Origin of the sequence: Actinacidiphila cocklensis (genome assembly GCF_907177275.1) — a bacterium.
Classification (GTDB): Bacteria; Actinomycetota; Actinomycetes; order Streptomycetales; family Streptomycetaceae; genus Actinacidiphila; species Actinacidiphila cocklensis.
Genome location: NZ_CAJSLV010000057.1, coordinates 61,909 through 83,201 on the forward strand (window position 1 = coordinate 61,909; position 21,293 = coordinate 83,201).

General features: G+C 70.7%; 15 protein-coding genes and 1 pseudogene. 12 read left to right on the plus strand and 4 right to left on the minus strand.

What is annotated here, in order from left to right:
* The first annotated feature begins 70 nt into the window (after window positions 1-70).
* From NFU81_RS18435 to glgB, 12 genes are all read left to right on the plus strand, one after another.
* On the plus strand, window positions 71-1,312 hold the full coding sequence (locus NFU81_RS18435) for an IS701 family transposase (RefSeq protein ID WP_251491236.1): 1,242 nt from the start codon (window positions 71-73) through the stop codon (window positions 1,310-1,312).
* A gap of 195 nt (window positions 1,313-1,507) precedes the next feature.
* Complete coding sequence (locus NFU81_RS18440; RefSeq protein ID WP_251491239.1) at window positions 1,508-2,197, plus strand: NADPH-dependent F420 reductase; 690 nt, start codon at window positions 1,508-1,510, stop codon at window positions 2,195-2,197.
* Window positions 2,198-2,287: 90 nt separating this feature from the next.
* A complete protein-coding gene (locus NFU81_RS18445; RefSeq protein WP_251491241.1) occupies window positions 2,288-3,775 on the plus strand; it encodes an MFS transporter in 1,488 nt (495 codons plus the stop codon).
* Between the two features lie 42 nt (window positions 3,776-3,817).
* Window positions 3,818-4,378, plus strand: coding sequence for a carboxymuconolactone decarboxylase family protein (locus NFU81_RS18450; protein ID WP_251491243.1), 561 nt, complete (start codon window positions 3,818-3,820; stop codon window positions 4,376-4,378).
* 63 nt (window positions 4,379-4,441) lie between these two features.
* Entirely contained in the window at window positions 4,442-4,867 is a 426-nt protein-coding gene (locus NFU81_RS18455) for a TIGR03618 family F420-dependent PPOX class oxidoreductase (RefSeq protein ID WP_274038018.1), read from the plus strand.
* A gap of 92 nt (window positions 4,868-4,959) precedes the next feature.
* A complete protein-coding gene (gene npdG / locus NFU81_RS18460; RefSeq protein ID WP_251491247.1) occupies window positions 4,960-5,649 on the plus strand; it encodes an NADPH-dependent F420 reductase in 690 nt (229 codons plus the stop codon).
* Between the two features lie 212 nt (window positions 5,650-5,861).
* Entirely contained in the window at window positions 5,862-6,698 is an 837-nt protein-coding gene (locus tag NFU81_RS18465; protein WP_251491249.1) for a type 1 glutamine amidotransferase domain-containing protein, read from the plus strand.
* Window positions 6,699-6,784: 86 nt separating this feature from the next.
* Window positions 6,785-8,461 (plus strand): thiamine pyrophosphate-binding protein, encoded by a 1,677-nt coding sequence (locus NFU81_RS18470; protein ID WP_251491251.1) that lies wholly within the window; start codon window positions 6,785-6,787, stop codon window positions 8,459-8,461.
* A 39-nt stretch (window positions 8,462-8,500) separates the two neighbouring features.
* Window positions 8,501-9,097: a DJ-1/PfpI family protein gene (locus NFU81_RS18475; RefSeq protein WP_251491253.1), complete on the plus strand. Its 597-nt coding sequence runs from the start codon at window positions 8,501-8,503 to the stop codon at window positions 9,095-9,097.
* A 147-nt stretch (window positions 9,098-9,244) separates the two neighbouring features.
* A complete protein-coding gene (locus NFU81_RS18480; RefSeq protein WP_251491350.1) occupies window positions 9,245-11,218 on the plus strand; it encodes an alpha-1,4-glucan--maltose-1-phosphate maltosyltransferase in 1,974 nt (657 codons plus the stop codon).
* Window positions 11,215-12,636 (plus strand): maltokinase N-terminal cap-like domain-containing protein, encoded by a 1,422-nt coding sequence (locus NFU81_RS18485; RefSeq protein WP_251491256.1) that lies wholly within the window; start codon window positions 11,215-11,217, stop codon window positions 12,634-12,636. Before NFU81_RS18480 ends, NFU81_RS18485 begins: the two co-directional genes overlap by 4 nt.
* A 55-nt stretch (window positions 12,637-12,691) precedes the next feature.
* Window positions 12,692-14,998 carry a 1,4-alpha-glucan branching protein GlgB gene (gene glgB / locus NFU81_RS18490; protein WP_251491259.1) on the plus strand — a complete coding sequence of 769 codons (2,307 nt, stop codon included), beginning with the start codon at window positions 12,692-12,694 and terminating at the stop codon, window positions 14,996-14,998.
* 27 nt (window positions 14,999-15,025) lie between these two features.
* Here glgB and NFU81_RS18495 read toward each other — a convergent pair whose 3' ends face one another.
* The 4 genes and pseudogenes from NFU81_RS18495 to NFU81_RS18510 all read right to left on the minus strand — a co-directional run bounded on the left by NFU81_RS18495 (window position 15,026) and on the right by NFU81_RS18510 (window position 21,257).
* Window positions 15,026-16,399 carry a helix-turn-helix domain-containing protein gene (locus NFU81_RS18495; protein WP_308208300.1) on the minus strand — a complete coding sequence of 458 codons (1,374 nt, stop codon included), beginning with the start codon at window positions 16,397-16,399 and terminating at the stop codon, window positions 15,026-15,028.
* Window positions 16,400-16,620: 221 nt separating this feature from the next.
* Window positions 16,621-18,417, minus strand: a pseudogene (locus tag NFU81_RS18500) (ABC transporter permease/substrate binding protein); the annotation flags it as partial.
* Entirely contained in the window at window positions 18,410-19,687 is a 1,278-nt protein-coding gene (locus tag NFU81_RS18505) for a quaternary amine ABC transporter ATP-binding protein (RefSeq protein WP_251491268.1), read from the minus strand. The pseudogene NFU81_RS18500 and the gene NFU81_RS18505, both read right to left, overlap by 8 nt.
* A 460-nt stretch (window positions 19,688-20,147) precedes the next feature.
* A complete protein-coding gene (locus NFU81_RS18510; protein ID WP_251491271.1) occupies window positions 20,148-21,257 on the minus strand; it encodes an isoafricanol synthase in 1,110 nt (369 codons plus the stop codon).
* Between the last annotated feature and the right edge of the window lie 36 nt (window positions 21,258-21,293).

Consider the following 21,293-nt stretch of genomic DNA (forward strand, 5'->3'; position numbering starts at 1 on the left):
ACAGGGGTGGTTAAATGATTGCAGTGAAGGTAATCAACCGGTTATCGGCAGAGTCGGGGGTTGTCGTCTCATGACCGCGTACCTGCAATCTTCATCCGGGGGTCCTGACGGCCTCTCCGAATACTGTGCTCGGCTCTTCTCGCAGTTCACTCGTTCGGATCAGCGGCGCTGGGGTGAGGTCTACATTCGCGGCCTGCTTGACGCCGACGGCCGCAAGACGCCGGCGAGGATCTCCGAGCACGTCCTGGGGCACAAAGCGCCCCAGCAGCTGCAGCAGTTCGTGAGCCAGAGCCCGTGGGACTACTCCTTCGTCCGCCGCCACCTCGCCGAGTGGGTGGCCTCGGCCATGCCCCCGGCGGTCTGGGCGGTCGACGAGGTGATGTTCCCCAAGAACGGCACCCACTCGGCAGGAGTGGGCCGGCAGTTCGTCTCCAGCGAGGGACGGACCGTCAACTGCCAGTTAGCCCTGGCGACCTCGCTCGTCAGCGAGGCCGGCAGCGTGCCCGTCAACTGGCGCCTGCTGATGCCGCCGCACTGGGACGCCGACCCGGCCCTGCGCAGCGCGGCACGTATCCCCGAGACCGAGCAGTACCGCCCCCGCTGGCAGCACGTGCTGGGGGCCGTCGACGAGATGGCGCGTGACTGGGCACTGGCGCCGGCGCCGGTGCTCGTCAGCTGGAAGTACGAAGCCCAGGTCGGCCGGCTGCTGGGCGGGCTCGAAGCCCGCGGTCTGCCCTATCTGGTGGAGATAGGCCCGGGCACCCCGGTCACCGGGCGCAGTCCCCGGCCGCGTGGCCGGGTCGCGTCCGCGGTGAGCGGACAAGAGGTACCCTGCACCGCCGCAGAACTCGCCCTGGCCGCCCGGCACCACAGCGGGCGGGCCACTCTGGCCTGGCGCGAGGGCGTCGAAAGCTACGTCCGCAGTTCCCAGTTCATGGCGGCGCAGGTTCCGCATGCCGGCGACGCCATGACCGCCGAGGGGCACGTACGACGTCTGGTCCGCCCCCGGCAGCTGCTCATGGAATGGCCCGAGGGCACCACGGAACCCAGCTCATACTGGCTGACCAACCTGGGTTCGCGCCGTATGCCCGAGTTGGTGAGCGCGGCCAAACTGCGCTGGCGCTCGCGGTACGACCTGGCGCGGCTGCGCGAGGAGTGCGGGCTGCTCGACTTCGAAGGCCGCTCGTTCCGCGGCTGGCACCACCACGTCACTCTGGCCTCAGCGGCGCACGGCTTCCGGGTACTCGGCAGGGTCGGCGACAGCCGTACCGCGGCCGCGGAACGCCGGACGCTGGTGGCCTCTTCTTCATGAAGTAGGGGCGCCGACTTTACGCAGTACACGTCACGTTCGGTCCGGACGCATGCTCGCTCGGAGATCCTGGTTCACTACCCCGAGTGCAGTTCCCTTGTACAACCACGGGGCCGTCCGATCCTCGACCGCTGTGTCCGACCGGCGTGCGACCTACGCCTATTCGGCAAGAGAGCATGAGAGAAGGATGGTGCAGAGATGCGTTTCGGAGTCCTGGGTACCGGATGGGTCGGCAAGGCCATCGCCACCAAGCTGGTCGAAGTGGGGCATGAGGTGCGACTCGGATCGCGCCACACCGACAGCCCGGTCGTCGCGCAGTGGGTCAAGGAGAACGGCGACCGCGCCAGCGGCGGCACCTTGGCCGATGCCGCAGCGTTCGCGGAGATCGTCTTCAACTGCTCCGCAGGTCTGGGCACCATGGAGGCCCTGGAGGCCGCCGGCGCCAACAACCTGGCGGACAAGATCATCATAGACCTCGCCAACCCCGTCATCGCATCGGGTCGGATCGAGCCCCCCACCCTCGACATCGCCAACATCGACAGCCTGGGCGAGCGCATCCAGCGCCGCTACCCGGCGAGCCGGGTCGTGAAGACCCTCAACACCATCAACTTCAACGTGATGGTCAACCCCGGCCTCGTCCCCGGCGACCACGTGGTCTTCGTCAGCGGCGACGACCAGGAGGCCAAGGACCAGACCGCCGCGATCCTCGGCGAGTTCGGCTGGCCGGCCGACCGCATCGTCGACCTGGGCGACATCACCACCGCACGCGGTGTCGAGATGTACATCGGGCTCTTCTCGCGGCTGTTCCTGAAGTACCGCCACGTCAACTTCAACATCACGATCGTGCAGGACCCCGACGCGGTACCGATCCTCCCCCTCGACTCCTGACCGGCACTGCCGGCAGGTGCACGGTCCCCGGCCTTCCCGGCCGGGGAGTACCACCTTCCATAACCGAAGATCCGAATACCGAGGCCCACCATGTCAGAACCCGTTACCACCATGGACAGCAGGCGCTGGTACGTCCTCGCGCTGCTGGCCATGACGCAGTTCGTCGTCATCCTGGACATCACGATCGTCAATATCGCATTACCTGCGATCAAGGACCACCTCGATTTCTCCGAGAAGGGTCTGCCGTGGGTGGTCGACGCCTACATGCTGACTTTCGGCGGCTTCCTCCTCATGGGCGGAAGAGCGGCCGACCTCTTCGGACGCAAGCGCATCTTCCTCAGCGGGCTCGTCCTGTTCGGCCTGTCCTCGCTGGCCTGCGGTCTGGCCAACAACTCGGGTGAGCTGATCACGGCCCGCGCCTTCCAGGGACTCGGCGGCGCGATCCTGTCGCCGGCCGCGCTCTCCCTGGTGGCCGTCACCTTCACCCGGGACGAGGAACGCAACAAGGCGATGGGCATCTGGGGTGCCGTCGCCGGTGCCGGTGGTGCCACCGGCGTCGTCCTGGGCGGTGTGCTCACCGACGGCCCGGGCTGGGAGTGGGTGTTCTGGGTCAACGTCCCCTTCACCCTCGGCGGTGCGCTGATCGGCACCCGCCTGCTCGTCGAGAACCTGGACTCCACCACCGTACGCAAGTTCCGCGAGTTCGACCTGCTCGGCGCCCTGCTGGTGACGGCCGGCCTGTCGGCCCTGATCTACGGCCTGGTGCAGATCGGCGAGTCCGGCTCCGGTTCCGCCAAGGCCGGGATCGCCCTGGGCCTCGCGGTGCTGCTGCTGGTCGCGTTCGTCATGACCGAACTGCGCACCTCCTCACCGCTGGTGCCGTTCGGCATCTTCCGCAGCCGGTCGCTGACGGCGGCCAACGTGGTGATGCTGGCCTTCGCCGCGGGCGTGGTGGCGATGAACTTCTTCGTCACGCTCTACCTCCAGCAGGTCCTCGGCTACAGCGCCCTCGAAGCCGGCCTGAGCTTCCTGCCGATGGCCCTGGGCCAGATCGTGTTCTCCACGGTCGCCTCCAAGATGCTCGGCAAGATCGGGCTGCCCCGGGTGATGCTGATCGGCCTGGTCGCCTCCGCGGTGGCGCTCGGCTGGTTCGCGCTCATGCGGCCCGACGGCTCGTTCCTGGTCGACGTCCTGGGTCCTGCCGTGCTGCTCTCCGTCGGCGGCGGCTTCAGCTTCGTCGCGATCGTGGTCTCCGCCATCTCCGGCGTCCAGCCGATGGAGCAGGGCCTGGCCGGCGGCCTGATCAACATGTCCCAGCAGGTCGGCGGCGCCCTCGGCCTCGCCGTCCTGTCCTCGCTCGCCGCCTGGCGTACCGACCACCTGGCGGGCAGCGGCCCGATCAGCTCCACCGACCTCAACAACGGCTTCCGGCTCGGCCTGATCGTCGCCGCCGTGCTGATCGCCATTGTCGCGGCGGTGGGACCGTACGCCGTACGAGCCCCGGCGGCAGCCGCGGGCGGCGGCGAGGCAGCGCCGACCGAAGACACCGAAGCGGCCGGCGAGACCGTCACCTCCTGAGCGCCGACCGGCTTCAGGACGGCTGAATCCCAAGGAGTAGCCATGCGCCTGGAAGAGCTCAACCCTCCCTACGAAGGCATCGACGCCGAGCGGATCTCCCAGTGGGTTCCGCCGGACGCCGAGGTCGAGCCGCTGCACACCGTGCGGATGTACCTCAAGAACCACCCGCTGCTGGCCGAGAGGATGCGGCCGCTGGCCTGGTTCCTGCTCGACCCGTCGATCAGTTCTCTCGACGTGCGGGCTCGTGAGCTGGCCGTGGCCCGCACCTGCGGGCGCACCAACTGCGAGTCCCAGTGGGGGGTGCACCAGGCCGTCTACGGCGAGGTGGCCGAGATCACCCCGGAGCAGCGGCTGTCCACGGTCAAGGGCTCGCCCGAGGACGACGTATGGAGCGAGCGCGACCGGGTGATCCTGCGTGCGGTGGACGAGCTCATCGACACGCACGGGCTCTCCGACGAGCAGTGGGCCGCGCTGCGCGGTCACCTGGACGAGGCGCAGACCCTGGAGCTGCTCGTCCTGACCGGGTGGTACCTGCTCAACTGCATCACCACCAACGTCATCCAGACGCCGCTCGAACCCTTCGCCCTGCGCTTCCCGTCGTAACCGCAGGCACGCGTACCACCGACGAGACAGAGAACCCACGTACGAGAACGGAGGCGCTCCAAGATGAGTAACAAGATATCGGATCCGGTTCGCGCTGCTCTCACGGCAGGGAACCTTGCCCACATGGTGACGATCAACCCGGACGGCAGCCCGCAGGTGGCCTGCGTCTGGGTGGCGCTGGACGAAGAGGACCGGGTGGTCTCGGCACACCTGGTGGAACAGCAGAAGGTCCGCAACCTGCGGCGCGACCCGCGGGTCGCGCTGTCCATGGCACCCGGGGAGAAGAGCCCCGAGGGGCTCGCGTACCACTTCGTGGTGCACGGGCACGCCGAGGTCATCGAGGGCGGAGCGCCCGCGGAGCTCAGCCGCATCGCGGTGCCCTACCTCGGTGCGGGAGTCCAGTGGCCGCCGGCGCAGTTCGCCGACGCCGAGGGCTTCGTCATCCGCATCACGGTGGACCGCGTCGCGGGCTTCGGCCCCTGGGAGTAGTCCCTGCGGACCGGCGGCGGTACATCCGGTGACCCGGACGTACCGCCGCCGGCCCACTTCCGCACCACAGGACTACCCCAGGGAGATCCGGCATGCGGAACATCGGCATCATCGGTGGGACCGGCCCCCAGGGAAAGGGCCTGGCGTACCGTTTCGCCCTCGCAGGCCACGCGGTGGCCATCGGTTCCCGATCCGCCGAGCGGTCGGCGCAGACCGCGTACGAGCTGAACGAGCGGCTCGGGGGCGGCACGGCCGTGCACGGTACGACCAACGCGGGCGCCGCCGTCTTCTGCGACGTCGCGGTGCTCGCGGTTCCCTACCAGGGCTTCGCCGAAGTCCTCGCCGGCCTGGCGCCCCGCCTGGAGGGGAAGACGGCCGTCTGCTGCGTCAACCCGCTGGGCTTCGACCGCCAGGGCGCCTACGGCCTGTACGTGCCCGAGGGCAGCGCCGCCGAGCAGGCGGCGTCCGTGCTGAGCGGGTCCGCGGTCGCCGCGGCCTTCCACAACGTCTCCGCGGTCAGGCTGCGGGACGACGACGGGCCGCTGGAGGACACCGACATCCTGGTGGCCGGCGACGACCCGGACGCCAAGGAGGTCGCCATGGGCCTGGCGGCGGCGGTGACCGGCCGCGCCGGCGTCGACGCCGGCGCGCTGCGCAACGCGCGCATCCTGGAGCAGTTGACGGCCGTTCTGATCGCGGTCAACAAGAACTACAAGGTCAACGCCGGGATCGCGGTGAGCGGTCTGGCCCCCGGGGCGAGGGACCGCGCCGCGGCGGCGTGACCTGGCGGGACCCCGAACGCAGCGGCCGGAGGCTCAGCCTCCGGCCGTCGGCATTTCCGCAGGCCACCTGCCGACATGACACAAAATGCGGCTGGACCTGACGTTTCCGGGCCATGCGCCCGATTTTCTTTCCTCCGCGGTTCTGTCCGCTGATAGACATGCAGAGGAAATTGACTGCCCGAATGACTACCTGTCATGAAGGAGCTTCACGGATGGCGAAAAAGCGCATTCTCATCGTCCTGTCCGAGTACGGTTTCTGGGGTGAGGAGCTGATCGGCCCGCTGGAGACTTTCGACGAGGCCGGCTACGACATCACATTCGCGACGCCGACGGGTAAACGACCGGTGGCACTGCCGCCGAGCATGGACCCGGAGTACATCGACCCGCCGCTCGGCCGCTCGGTCACCAGCACCGAGATGGCCCAGAAGGTGCGGGCGATCGACCGCTCCGAGCGGCTGGACAACCCGCTGGACCTCTCCGCCTGGCTCCCGGACCGGCCCTACCGCTCCCGCACCGATTTCCTGCGGGCCTGGGAGGGCTACGAGAACCACCGGTCCGAGGTGACCGCGCAGATAGCCGACCGGTTCGACGCCCTGCTCATCGTGGGCGGCAGCGGCCCGATCGTGGACCTCGCCAACAACTGGCGGGTGCACGACCTGATCCTGGCCTTCCACAACCTCGACCTGCCGATCGCGGCCGAGTGCTACGGCGTGGCCTGCCTGGCCTTCGCCCGCGAGCAGGACAACCGGGTCAGCATCATCAGGAACAAGCACGTCACCGGGCACTGCATCGAGTACGACTACAAGGACGGCACCGGCTTCATGGGTACCGACTTCGTGATCGGCCCGCCGCCGTACCCGCTGGAGTACATCCTGCGCGACGCCACCGCACCCGAGGGCGCCTACCACGGCAACTTCGGCAAGGAGACGTCGGTGATCGTCGACTACCCGTTCATCACCGGCCGTTCCACCCCCGACTCCTACCTCACCGGCCAGAAGGTCGTCGAGGTCCTGGAGCACGGGCTGCGCACCTGGGGCTTCACCGCCTGACAACCCCCACGGGGTTCACGCCCGGCGGCTGCGGCCACGTACGCCGCAGCCGCCCGCATCCGGCACACCCAGAAAGGCAGGAGTCCATGGCAGCCAGCCGACCCGCTCGTGTGGCACTGCTCGAGCAACTGCAGGCCGACGGCGTCACCCACATGTTCGGCAACCCAGGCACGGTGGAACAGGGTTTCCTCGACGAACTGCGCAGCTTTCCCGAACTCCAGTACGTACTGGCCCTGCAGGAGGCCGCCGTCGTCGGCATGGCCGACGGCTACGCCCGCACCACCCGCAAGCCGGCCGTCATGCAGCTCCACTCGGGAGTGGGCCTCGGCAACGGCATCGGCATGCTCTACCAGGCCATGCGCGGCCACGCGCCGCTGGTCGTGCTGGTCGGCGAGTCCGGTCTGGCCTACGACAGCATGGACGCCCAGATGGCCGCCGACCTGGTCGGCATGGCCGAGCCGGTGACCAAGTGGGCGACCCGCGTGGTCGACCCGCAGTCGGTCCTGCGGGTCGTGCGGCGGGCCATGAAGGTCGCCGCCACCGCGCCGTACGGCCCGGTGCTGGTGGTGCTGCCCGCCGACGTGATGGACGAGAACACCGAAGAGCCGGTCGTGCCGACCTCGTACCTGGACACCGCCAGCGTCCCCAGTGCCGCCGCCGTCGGGCAGGCCGCCCAGTTGCTGGCCGGGGCACGCCGGCCGATGGTGATCGCCGGCGACGGCGTCCACTTCTCCGGGGCGCAGCCCGAACTGGCCCGGCTCGCCGAGCGCTGGGGCGCCGAGGTGTGGGGCGCGGACTGGGCCGAGGTCAACCTGCCCGCCGACCACCCGGCCTACCACGGGCAGTTGGGTCACATGTTCGGCGCCGCCAGCCGGCTGACGACCACCCAGGCCGACGCCGTCCTGGTGGTCGGCACCTACGTGCTGCCCGAGGTCTACCCCGCCCTGGAAGGGGTGTTCGCGCCCGGCGCGAAGGTCGTGCACATCGACCTGGACACCGGCGCGATCGCCAAGAACTTCCCCGTCGACCTGGGCCTGGTGGCCGACCCCAAGCAGACCCTGGGCCTGCTCACCAACGCCCTGGAAGGCGTGATGAGCCCGCAGGACCAGGCCAGGGCGGCCGAGCGCATCGAGGTATGGGGCCGGGAGAAGGCCGCCGCGCACGCCGAAGCCGTCGCCAAGGACGTCCAGGACGCGGAGACGCGGCCGCTGAGCATGGCGCTGTTCGCCCGCGAACTGGCCCGCCTGCTGCCGGACGACTCCGTCGTCTTCGACGAGGCCCTCACCTCCTCGCCCGCCCTCGGCCGCTACCTGCCGCCGAACGTGCCGGGCAACTGGATGTCGACCCGCGGCGGTTCGCTGGGCGTCGGCATACCGGGCGCGATCGGCGCCAAGCTCGCCCGCCCCGACGTCACGGTCTTCGGATTCACCGGTGACGGCGGCAGCATGTACACCCCGCAGGCGCTGTGGACGGCCGCCCGCTACGACATCGCGGCCAAGTTCGTCATCTGCAACAACGGCCGCTACCACCTGCTGGACCAGAACATCGCCGAGTACTGGCGCAGCCAGGGCATCACCGCGCACGACTTCCCCGACCTGTTCGACCTGAGCCGCCCCGCCATCGACTTCGTCCGGCTGGCCGGTTCCATGGGCGTCAGGGCGGTCCGGGTGGAGAAGGCGCAGGAGGTGGTACCCGCGATCGTGGACGCGCTGGCGCACGCCGGCCCGTTCCTGATCGACCTGGTGATCGACCGCGACATCTGAGGCCGCGTCTCATCGACCCCGCGTGAAGGAGTGGGCAGCGTGCGATTGAAAGGGCAGAAGATCGCGGTCCTGATGGAGAGCGACTTCTACGAACCGGAGATCTTCTACTACCAGCGCCGGTTCGCCGAGGAAGGCGCGGAGGTCCACTTCCTCACGCGCCTGTGGGGGAATGAGCGCATCGTCTTCCGCGGACACGAGTACCGGGTGCCGTTCGAGGTCAGCGAGTCGTTCGAGGAGCTGGACGAGTTCGGGCTCAAGCAGTTCTCCGCGGTCATCGTGCCCTCGGGGATGGTCTCCGACCGGCTGCGCTACACCGAGGAGGTCGACGAACTGCCGCCCGCGACGGCCTTCCTGCGCAGGGCCTTCGCCGACCCGGCGATCATCAAGGGCATCATCTGCCACGGCATGTGGCTGGCCGCCCCGATCCCCCAGGTCATCAGCGGACGCCGAGCCGTCGTCCACAACAACCTGCTGGGCGACCTGAAGAACATGGGCGGGATCTACCAGGACCGCGACGTCGTCGTCGACGAGGACCTGGTCACGGCACGTACCGGCAACCACTGCCACGTGTTCGCCCGCACCATCATCGACCTGCTCGCCGAGCGAGCCGAGCGCCACCAGGCCTGGGCGGCCTGACCCGCGCCGCAGACAACCGCCCCGGTCACCGCACGACACAAGGGACCGAACTGCAGTAGGGAAGAGGGGACGTCACACATGGCCACCGCGATCGATCGTACTGAGCTCACCACGTCGAGCCCGCCCGCGGCTTCCGCGGACGGACCACTGATCGGCCGCATTCCCGTTCTGGACGTCGCCCCCGCGGTGGACGGCGGCCGGCGCCCGGCGAAAGCCGTGGTGGGCGAGTCGTTCGAGGTCAGCGCAACGGTCTTCCGCGAGGGCCACGACAAGTTAGGCGCCAACGTGGTGCTGCGCGGCCCCACGGGGCGGATCGGCCCGTGGACGCCGATGCACGAACTCGCGCCCGGCTCCGACCGCTGGGGCGCGGAGGTGGTGGCGGCCACGCCGGGCCGCTGGACGTACACCGTCGAGGCCTGGAGCGACCCGGTGGGCAGCTGGCGGCACCGCGCCCGGATCAAGATAGCCGCCGGCATCGACACCGAACTGCTGCTGGAGGAGGGGGCGCTGCTGCTGGAGCGCGCGGCCGCGGGCGTGCCCAAGACCAAGGGCAGGGCGGCCGTCCTCGGCGCCGTGAAGACCCTGCGGAGCGAGGGACTCGGCCCCGATGAGCGGCTCGCCGCCGCACTGGCGGAACCGGTGGTCCGCACCCTGGACCGCTACCCCTTGCGGGAGTTCGTCTCCGCCTCCGCGCCGGCCGCACTCCAGGTCGACAGGGAGCGCGCGCTGTACGGCTCGTGGTACGAGTTCTTCCCCCGCTCGGAAGGCGCGAGCGTCGACCCGGTGGGCCACCGGCCGCCGGTCAGCGGCACCCTGGTGACCGCTGCCCGGCGGCTGCCAGCGGTGGCCGCGATGGGCTTCGACGTGGTCTACCTGCCGCCGGTCCACCCGATCGGCCGCACCTTCCGCAAGGGGCCGGAGAACTCCACGGAGGCCGCCGCCCACGACGTCGGCTCGCCCTGGGCGATCGGCTCGGCCGACGGCGGCCACGACGCGATCCATCCCGACCTGGGGACCCTCGACGACTTCGACGCCTTCGTCGGCCGGGCACGGGAGCTGGGCATGGAGGTCGCGATGGACTTCGCCCTCCAGTGCTCGCCCGACCACCCGTGGGTGGCCCAGCACCCCGAGTGGTTCACCACCCGGGTCGACGGGAGCATCGCCTACGCCGAGAACCCGCCGAAGAAGTACCAGGACATCTACCCGGTCAACTTCGACCTCGACTTCGAGGGGCTGGTCGCCGAGACGCTGCGCCTGCTGCGCTTCTGGATGCGGCACGGTGTGCGCATCTTCCGGGTCGACAACCCGCACACCAAGCCGGTCGTCTTCTGGGAGCGGGTGCTCGCCGACGTCGCCCGCACCGATCCCGACGTGCTCTTCCTCGCCGAGGCGTTCACCCGCCCCGCGATGATGCGGACGCTGGCGAAGATCGGCTTCCACCAGTCGTACACCTACTTCACCTGGCGCACCGGCAAGCAGGAGATCACCGACTACCTCACCGAGCTGTCCGGCGAGTCGGCCTCCTACATGCGGCCGAACTTCTTTCCCAGCACCCCCGACATCCTGCACGCCTACCTCCAGCACGGCGGCCGGGCGGCCTTCGCGATCCGGGCGATCCTGGCCGCGACGCTCAGCCCCAGCATGGGCATCTACGCCGGGTACGAGCTCTTCGAGGCCGCCGCCGTCCGCGAGGGCTCGGAGGAGTACGCGCAGTCGGAGAAGTACCAGCTCAGGCCGCGCGACTGGAGCACGAGCGACACGCTGGCGCCGCTGCTCACCACCCTGAACCGGCTGCGCCGCAAGCACCGCCCGCTGCAACTCCTGCGCAACCTGCGCTTCCACACCACGGACAACGACCAGATCCTCGCCTACTCCAAGACGGCCGCCACGCCCGACGGCGGCCGGGAGACCGTGCTGGTGGTCGTCAACCTCGACCCCCACCACACCCAGGAGACCACCGTCCACCTGGACTTCGGCGACCTGGACCCGGGGGAGTACTTCGATGTCCGCGACGAGCTGACCGGCACCGTCTACCACTGGGGGCGGCACAACTACGTGCGGCTCGACCCCGACCGGCAGCCGGCCCACGTGTTCACGCTGCATCCCGGGAGCGGGCAGTGAGCACGGCGTCCGACGCGTCCGGGGCCTGCGCGCAGGCCCCGGACGCGGCAGGGGCGTCGCTGCGCGCCCATCCGCTGCTCGGCCCGCTCGCCCCGGCGCTCACCCCGTGGCTGCTGAGCCGGCGGTGGTTCCCGCACGACGACGGCTGCGGGCACGACCTGAGACCCGTCGCGTGCAGCGTGCTGCACGAGGACGACGCGGTCGCGCTCGTGCACGCGCTGATCGAGGACCGCCGGGCCTCCGGCGACTCCCGGCGCTGGCAACTGCTCGTCGGCGTCAGCCGCGTGCCGCCCGCCGCACCCGACGCGGCGGTCTTCGGCCGCGCCGGGGACGGCCGCTGGCAGGGCTGGTCGCTGTACGACGCGACGGCCGATCCGCGGCTGATGACCGCCCTGGTGCGCCGCACCCTCGAACCGCGCCGCGGGGAACCGCGGTTGACGCTGGCCGCGGAGTTCGGCCGGTCCGCGCTCGACGGCCTGGTGCCGCGGGCGCTGCTGGCCGACCAGAGCAACACCAACGTGGTCTTCGGCGACCGCTTCATGTTCAAGCTGATCCGCAGCCCGCAGGAGGGCGTCCAGCCGGAGACCGAGATCCTCTCGGCGCTCACCCGGCTGTCCAGCCCGAGCACTCCGCGGCTGGCCGGCTGGCTGCACACCGCGGACAGCGGCAGTACCCCCACGGTGCTGGGCGTCCTCACCGAGTTCCTGCCCAACGACGGCGACGCCTGGCGGCTGGCCCTGACCGAGGCGGGCGCCGGCCGGGCCGCGGAGTTCACCGCGCACGCCAGGACCCTGGGCGGCGCCGTCGCGGAGCTGCACGCCCGGCTCGCCGAGGCGCTCGGCAGCAGCGCACTGACGCATCGTCAGATCCGCGACCAGACGGCTGCCATGGGCGAGCGGCTGCGGGCCGCGGTCGGGGAGGTGCCCGAACTCGCGCCGTACGAAAAGCGGTTGGCCGCACTGCACGAGGACTACGCACGCGCGGCCGGCGACGGCGCCGTCCAGCGAATCCACGGCGACCTGCACCTCGGCCAGATCCTGCACACCCCGGACGGCTGGCGGTTCATCGACTTCGAGGGCGAGCCCGCCCGCCCACTGGTGGAACGCGTGCGTCCCGAGCACCCGTTGCGCGACGTCGCGGGGATGTTCCGCTCCTTCGACTACGCGGCAGCGCAGGCGCTGGCGTCGGGACCGCCGGCGGACGCCGCCCATGCACGGGCCTGGTGCGCGGTCAACCAGCGGGAGTTCGCCCGGGGTTACACCGCCGCCGGCGGGCTGGACCCCGACCTGCACCCGGTGGCGATGCGCGCCTTCGAGGCGGACAAGGCGGTCTACGAGGCGCTGTACGAGTCCCGCCACCGGCCGGAGTGGCTGTCCATCCCGCTCGCCGCCATCGACCGCGCCCTGTCGGGACCCTGAGCGGACCACGCACCCGCAGAACCGAGTTCCCCCGTCCATGTGAGGAGACCGCACCATGGCCGCACCGACTCGCCGCTCCACCGTCAGGCGCACAGGTCGGGCCGCACCCCTGACGCTCTCCCCGGCCCGGCCCGCCCCGCCGCTCCCGGCCCACGAGGCCGAAGCGCTGGTCGAGGGCCGCCACCACGACCCGCACGCGGTCCTGGGCGCCCATCCGGTGCCGGGCGGTGTGTGCATCAGGGTGCTGCGCCCGCACGCCCAGCGGGTGGTCGCCGTGGTGGACGGCGAGGGCTACGAGCTGACCGCCCAGAACGAGGGCTTCTTCGCCGGGATCGTCCCGGTGGCCGAGGTCGTGCCGTACTCGCTGCGGGTCACCGCCGACGAGGTGGAGCACGAGGAGCAGGACGGCTACCGCTTCCTGCCCACCCTGTCCGAGCTGGACCTGCACCTCATCGGCGAGGGCCGGCACGAGCAGCTGTGGACCGCGCTCGGCTCGCGGGTCCACGTGGTCGCCGGCATCCGCGGCACGACGTTCGCGGTCTGGGCGCCCAACGCCAACGGCGTGCGGGTCATCGGCGACTTCAACGGCTGGCTCGGCACGGCCCACCCGATGCGCTCGCTGGGCTCCACCGGCGTGTGGGAGCTGTTCGTGCCCGGCGTCGCCGAGGGCACCCGCTACAAGTACGAGATCGCCACCCGCGACGGCCGGATGCTGCGCAAGGCCGACCCGATGGCCCGCTCCGCCGAGACGCCGCCCGCGACCGCCTCGATCGTCCACACCTCGGCCTACGAGTGGCAGGACGGTGAGTGGATGGCAGCCCGCTCAGGCCGGGCGCACGACGCGCCTCTGTCGGTGTACGAGGTCCACCTCCCCTCGTGGCGACCCGGGCTGACCTACCGCCGGCTGGCGACCGAACTCACCGAGTACGTAAGCGAGATGGGGTTCACGCACGTCGAGCTGATGCCGGTGACGGAGCACCCGTTCGGCGCGTCCTGGGGCTACCAGGTCAGCGGCTTCTACGCGCCCACCTCCCGGCTCGGTTCGCCGGACGACTTCCGGTACCTGGTGGACGCGCTGCACCGGGCGGGGATCGGGGTGATCATGGACTGGGTGCCGGCGCACTTCCCGAAGGACGACTGGGCGCTGGCCCGTTTCGACGGCGAGCCGCTGTACGAGCCGTCGGACCCGCGGCGGGCCGAGCACCCGGACTGGGGCACCCTGGAGTTCGACTTCGGACGTACCGAGGTGCGCAACTTCCTGGTCGCCAACGCCGTGTACTGGTGCGAGGACTTCCACATCGACGGGCTGCGGGTCGACGCCGTCGCCTCGATGCTCTACCTCGACTACTCCCGCACGGGCGGGAACTGGGTGCCCAACATCCACGGCGGCCGGGAGAACCTCGACGCGGTGGCCTTCCTCCAGGAGATGAACGCCACCGTCTACCGCCGCTGCCCCGGCGTCATGACCATCGCCGAGGAGTCCACCGCCTGGCCGGGTGTCACCAGGCCGACCGACCAGGACGGCCTGGGCTTCGGCCTGAAGTGGAACATGGGCTGGATGCACGACTCGCTGGAGTACATGCAGCGCGAACCGGCGCACCGCAGGCACCACCACCACGAGATGACGTTCTCGATCGCGTACGCGTACAGCGAGAACTACGTGCTGCCGATCTCGCACGACGAGGTCGTGCACGGCAAGCGCTCGCTGGTCGGCAAGATGCCGGGGGACTGGTGGCAGCAGCGCGCCAACCTGCGGGCGTACCTGGCCTTCATGTGGGCGCACCCGGGCAAGAAACTGCTGTTCATGGGCCAGGAGTTCGCCCAGGGCACCGAGTGGGACCACGACACGGGGCCGCAGTGGGCCGTGCTCGGCGACGACTGGCCGGCCGCCGCCGACCACCGCGGGATCCGGGAGCTGGTCCGCGACCTCAACAGCGGCTACCGCGCGGAGCCCGCGCTGTGGAGCCGTGACACCGACCCGTCGGGCTTCGACTGGATCGACAACAACGCGGCCGAGGACAACGTCTTCTCCTTCGTCCGCTACGACGGAGCCGGGCATCCGCAGGTCTCGATCAGCAACCTCTCCGCCACCCCGCGGTCCCACTACCGCGTCGGGCTGCCCGCCCGCGGCGCGTGGGAAGTGGTCCTGGACACCGACGAGGTGCGCTACGGCGGCAGCGGCTCGCTGGCCGGCAGCACCGCCGTCGCCCCCGACGGGCTGCCGTGGCAGGGCCACCCGACCAGTGCGGAGATCACGCTGCCGCCGCTCGCGACGATCTGGCTGCGGCCGGCCGCCGCAGCGGACCAGGAGGACGGCGAGGACAGGGAGGACAGGGAGGCCCCGCGGCCGCCGCAGGCGTGACGCCTGCGGCGGCCGCGGGGCAGCGGGTCACTCGAACGCGTTGGACGCGCACTTCAGCTGGTTGCCGCCGCGCAGGCCCAGGTCCTGCAGCGCCCGCTGGAACGCCGTCATCGCCGCGTCGGACTTCCCGCAGCTCTGATAGAGATCCCCGAGCCTGCGCCAGGCCAGGGCCGTCTGCCGGGACGGTGTGACCTGGCGCAGATCCCGGGCGGCCGTCATCAGGGTCTCCTCGGCGAGCGCCTGGTCGCCCATGGACAGCTGGGCCTCGGCCAGTGTCGCCCTGGCCTGCACGGTGAGCCAGCGCGGCTCGTTGTGCAGCAGGCCGAGCGCCCGGCTGGCGTGCCGCAGCGCGTCGTCGACCCGGCCCAGCCGGATGCTCGCCACACCGAGGTCGTTCTCCAGCCGGGCCTGCTCGGCCGCGGTGCCCACCTGGACGAGGATGTCGTGGGCCTGGGTGAACAGGTTCCAGGACCGCTCGACGTCCGGCGGGTCCGACTCCATCAGCAGCGAGCCGTGCATCGCGGTGAGCAGCGCGCGGTGCCGCAGGTTGTCGGTGGCGGCCATCAGGTGCAGCGCCCGCTCGGTCAGCGCCAGCGCGTCCGCGGTGGCGCCGCGGGCGTGGGCGACGAGCGCCGCGTTCCAGTAGACGCCGCCCCTGGTGACCTGCGACTCGGCGTCCTCGGCTGTGGCGACGAGCCGGTTGGCCAGCAGATGCGCCCTGGTGAGGTCGCCGCGCATGCTGTACGTGCCGATCAGTGTCGAGCCCAGCTGGATGTAGTCGTCGGTCGCCTCAAGACCGAGCTGGTCGAGCTGCTGCAGCGCCTTCTCGCCGACCTCGACGCTGAGCGCCAGGTCGCCGCACTCCCGGTAGCAGCGGCACAGGGAGGCGGCGATCTGGCTCCACTCCTGCGACCCGGCGACCGTCGCCGGTGCCTCGAACAGGTCGGTCAGCAGCTGGACCGCGGCGGCCAGCGACCCTATCTTCTCCAGCGCCAGCGCCAGCCCGATCTGCGCGCGGCGCACCGAGGCGTCGGAGAGCAGCGGCTTGTCGGCCAGCGCCTCGCTGAACGATTGCAGCGCCTCGCCGTTGTCGCCGTTGCGCAGCGCCATCTCGCCGAAGGCGATCTTCAGCTCAAGTTCCTTGATCCGATTGTCGTCCCTGCCGGACCGCAGATATTCGACCGAGCAGCCGAGCCGGTCGGCGAGGGCCTGCAGCACCGCCTTCGACGGTGTGCGCTTGCCGGTTTCGATTAGGGACACATAGCTGACGGAGAACTCGTCACTGGCCAGATCCTGTTGATGGAGGCCACGAGCTCGGCGCAGTTCACGAAGACGGGGTCCGATACCGGTGCTGTCGTCCTGCGGTAGCTTCATGGACTCTCCAGCCGCTGAGCCGTGCATTGATGTGACCGTTACAATCAGTCATTTTTACCATGCCCGTCCGCGCAGCTGGCCAATAGGTCGCCAGTTGGTTCCCGATCCATGACGCCGCGGACGGTCACTCTTTACACGGTAGTTGATTTTCGTTCAACTCGGAATAACTTCGTGTCAAGTGACTTTGCGGGCGAACGCCGGGTTGTTGTTCTACGCCGTTCGTTTCTTTTTCAGCGGCCCGCGGCCACCGGGGCCATCGTGTCGACCACCCCGGGGTGGCCGGCGATCCACTTCTGCACGCCCTTCGCCGTGTTGCCCTGGCCCGCCGCCTGGATGGCGGCCTCCAGCGAGCCGAGCTGCGGCTCTGTCATGTGAAAGCCCCGCATCCACGAGCTGACCTCGGGGAGCTCGGCACCCGCCGACTTGTTGGCGAGGTCGTGGATGGAGTCGCCGGGACCCCACAGGGACTTCGGGTCGGCCAGCTTGGTGAGGTGGTAGGTGCTGTAGGCCCAGTGCGGCGACCACAGCACGACGGCGACCGGCTTCTTCTGGGCGTAGTCGCGGGCGAGTTCGGCCAGCATGCCGGAGGTGGAGCTGCCGACCAGCCGGTACTCCTTGTCCAGCCCGTAGCCGGGCAGGACCTTGTCCTTGAGCAGGCCCATCTCGCCGGCGCCGGGCTCGATGCCGACGATCCTGCCGCCGAACTCCTTGCTCCGGCCCTTGAGGTCGGCCATCGTCGTGACGCCCTTGACGTAGGAGGGGACCGCGACCTCCAGCGAGGTCGTGTCGTACCACTTACCCAGGTCGGTGTAGTCCTGCCCGTACTGCTTCATATAAGCGGCGTGGGTGGTCGGCAGCCAGGCGTCGGTGAGGAAGTCGATGTTGCCGCGGGCCAGTCCGGTGAAGGCCGCGCCCGGGTCGTAGGTCTTCACCGCGGCCTTGAAGCCGCGGGCGTCGAGCGCCGCCTTCCACAGGTTGGCCGACGCGATCGACTCGTCCCAGTTGAAGGAGCCGATGGTGACGCTGCGGCCCTTGCCGATGTCGGCGCCCGCCGCGGTGGGGGCGGTGCCCGAGCCGTTGCCGGCGAAGACGCCCATGCCGCCGGCGACCAGGGCCAGCGCGACCACGCAGGACAGGCCCACCGCGGGGCGCGGCCGGTAGCGCAGCACCGCGAAGCCGCGCAGCGGGCCGCGGGTGCGGGCCGCCGCCCGGCGGCCGAGCGCCGAGACCTGCTCGCCCATCGCACCGGTGATCCGGTCCAGGTAGACCGCCAGGATGACGACCGAGACACCGCCCTCGAAGCCGAGCCCGATGTCGACCTGGCTGATCGCCCCGAAGACGGTCGAGCCCAGTCCCTCGGCGCCGACCATGCCGCCGATGACGACCATCGACAGGGCCAGCATGATGACCTGGTTGACGCCCGCCATGATCGTCGGCAGCGCCAGCGGCAGCTGCACCCGCAGCAGGGTGCGGGCCGGCGTCGTACCGAAGGCGTCGGCGGCCTCGACCAGTTCGGGGTCGACCTGCCGGATGCCCAGCTCGGTCATCCGCACGCCCACCGGCATCGCGAAGACGATGGTGGCGATGACGGCCGGGACCGTGCCGAGGCTGAAGAAGATGATGGCCGGGATCAGGTACACGAACGCGGGCAGCGTCTGCATGACGTCCAGCACCGGCCGCACCAGCATGCTCGCGGCGCGGCTGCGCGCCGCCCACACCCCCAGCGGCACGGCGAGCAGCAGCGCCACCGCGGCGGAGACGACCACCAGCGACAGCGACTGCATCGCCTGGTCCCACTGGGCCACGCCGTCGATCAGCGCGAAGCCGGCGAAGGCCAGGACACCGGTGGGCAGCCCGCGCATCCAGAACGCGAGCATCGCCAGGATGCCCGCCATCAGCAGCGGGGAGGGGCCGCCGAGGACCCACTCCACCGCGTCGTAGAGGTGGTTGACGACGCTGCTGATCGCGTCGAAGAGCCAGGAGGCGTGCCGGGTCAGCCAGTTGACGATGTCTTCGGCCCAGTTGCCGAGATGGATCCTAGGCATCGAGGGCCTCCTTCACCGGGCCGCCGGCCGGGGTGCCCGCGCCGGTGGCGGGGGCGGCGGGAACGCCGACCACGGTGGCCGGCTGGTCGCCGAGCGCGGCCAGCAGCGTGTCGCGTGCGATGACGCCGGTCAGGCGGCCCTCGTCGTCCACGACGGCCAGCGGCTGCCGGGTGCGCGAGGCGGGGGTGAGCAGTTCGGCCAGCGGGGTGTCGGCGTGCGTGGTGACGCAGTGCGGGTCCATCAGATCGCGCACCATCAGCTCCTTGACCGTGCCGCCGTCCTCGTCCAGCGCCTCGGTGACCTTCTCCTGCGTGACCGTGCCGACCAGCCGGCGGCCCGGCGCCACCACGAAGGCGGCGGACGCGTCGTCGGTGCGCAGCGCGCGCATCGCCGAGCCCGGGGCGTCGCCCGGGCGTACCGTCACCCGGGGCTCCTGCATGATCGAGGCGGCGGTGAGCACCCGGGAGCGGTCCACGTCCTGCACGAAGCTGGCGACGTAGTCGCTGGCCGGGTCGACGAGGATGTCCTGCGCGGTGCCGATCTGGACGATCACGCCGTCGCGCATGACCGCGATACGGTCGCCGAGCCGCATGGCCTCGTTGAGGTCGTGGGTGATGAAGACGATCGTCTTGCGCAGCCGCTGCTGGAGGGTGAGCAGCTGGTCCTGCATGTCGCGGCGGATCAGCGGGTCGAGCGCGGAGAACGACTCGTCCATCAGCAGCAGGTCGGCGTCGGTGGCCAGCGCGCGGGCCAGGCCGACCCGCTGCTGCATGCCGCCGGACAGCTCGTCGGGCCAGGAGCGCTCCCAGCCGGCCAGGCCGACCAGCTCCAGCGCCTCCGCGGCCTTCTCCTCGCGCTCCCGGCGCGGCACGCCCTGGACTTCGAGGCCGTAGCCCGCGTTGTCCAGCACGGTGCGGTGCGGGAAGAGCGCGAAGTGCTGGAAGACCATGCTGATCCGGTGCGAGCGCAGCTCGCGCAGGTCCTTCGGGGCCAGCGACGAGACGTCCCTGCCGTCGAAGAGGACCCGGCCCGAGGTGGGCTGCGCCAGTCCGTTGAGGGTGCGCAGCAGCGTGGACTTCCCGGACCCCGACAGGCCCATCACGACGAAGATCTCGCCCTGCTGCACCTCGAACGAGGCGTCGATCACGGCCGCCGTGGTGCCTTCCGCACGCAACTGGTCGCGGTCGGCGCCCGCCTTGAGGCGGCGGACGCCCTCCTTGGGCCTTCGTCCGAAGACCTTGAACACGTGCTCGGCTACGAGCTTGGACACGACTGCCTTTCGGGCCGACTACAGATCGGAACCGGCCCCCACCGGCTCGTCCACGAACCTAACGGGACGCCACTGCCGATTTCAGGTGGCCGCCCAGACCCCGCGAACGGCCCGCCGCGGACCCCGCCCGCGGGTCGCAGGACACGTCACGGCGTGGAAAGCCAGGTGGGCGCGGGGGAGTGGGACAGGTCACATCCGCGGCACCCGTGCCCGCGGCGGACGCCCTGGTTCAGTGGCTTTTGCAACCTGTGGCCGGTGTCGCAGTCCGGGCACGCAGCGTGGCGGGCCGCCGGGCGGCGGGCGGCCCGCCTTCGTTTGGAAGGTGTGCCGCCGGGCTTGCGGAATGGGCTATTTTGCGGCGGTATGCCGGGCAATCCATCGTGATGGAACCGTGTCCCGAATTTCTCCGACCTGTGGCCAACCTTGAGGGTTGAAGAGTGTCCTGGCCGGTCAGGGTCGGTCAGACCGCGCTGCCGCACGGCGGGACGGCCGGGTCCCGCTCGGCGGTGAGGCCGCTCCAGGGGCGCCGGCGTCCGTCGCTCACCGCCGCGATCCCGGTCTCGTCGTAACGTGCGGTAGCCAGCGACCAGGTCAGGTTGCCCGCCATCAGATGGCGCATGCCGTCCACGTAGTGCTCGACGTGCCCGCGGGTCTCCCGCGGGACGCCGCGCAGCGCGAGCGCGCCGGGCAGCGCGGTGGCCAGCCGGACGAAACGGGCCGTGCGCGCGTTGGCCAGCGCGCTGACGTGGCCGACCGCCTCCTCGACCGTGCAGCCCTTGTGCGCGCGGTGCACGACCACGGTGTTGTTGACGTCGCCGGCCGCCAGCTCCTTGACCAGCGAGACGATGTCGTTGACGAAGATCACCACGTCGCCGGTGATCTCCCGCATCTCCCGCAGCGCCGGGATGTCGTACACCTCGTCCGGCAGCGCGTAGCCGCCGCACCGCTCGGCGAAGTCCAGGCAGGGCCGTACCCCTATCGACTCCCGCCGGACCTCCAGGAACTCCTCCAGCGACGGCAGCCGGTCGGCGGTGCGGTGGAGCGCCTCCGCCTCGTGGGCGTCCAGATACGCCCGCCAGTGCGTACCGAAGCGCTGCCGCCAGCCGGCCGGGGTGCCCTCGGTGGACCGCAGCCAGATGTCGCGGAAGCCGCGCGCCAGCGGGCTGTCCCCGACGTCCCGCGGCGGCTCCCCTTCCGTGGTCATGGTCCCGGCGAGGTCGGCCACCACCTGCCGGATCTCCGCCGGGCGGGTGCCGAGCCCCCCGTCGAACTGGTCGTCGAAGATGAAGAACCAGGCGTTGAAGTCCGCGGCCAGCTCCAGGTCGGGGGCGGTGGCGTCGGGGTAGAAGTACGCCATCAGCCGCTCCAGGCGCAGCGCGTCGTACTCCGCCGCCGCGACGTCCCCGGTGAGCAGGCCGATGCCCTGCACCCACTGCAGGGTGTGCCGCCTGGCGCGCTCGGCGTGCAGGTTCAGCCGGGCCGGGAAGGGAACCCTGATCGCCGAGGCGCGGCGGGTCGGGTCCAGCGGGCGACCCGCAGGAACCGGGCCTGTGGCGGTCTCGTCCGGCATGCGCCCTCCAGGGTGCCGCGAAGTGCCGTTCTCCCA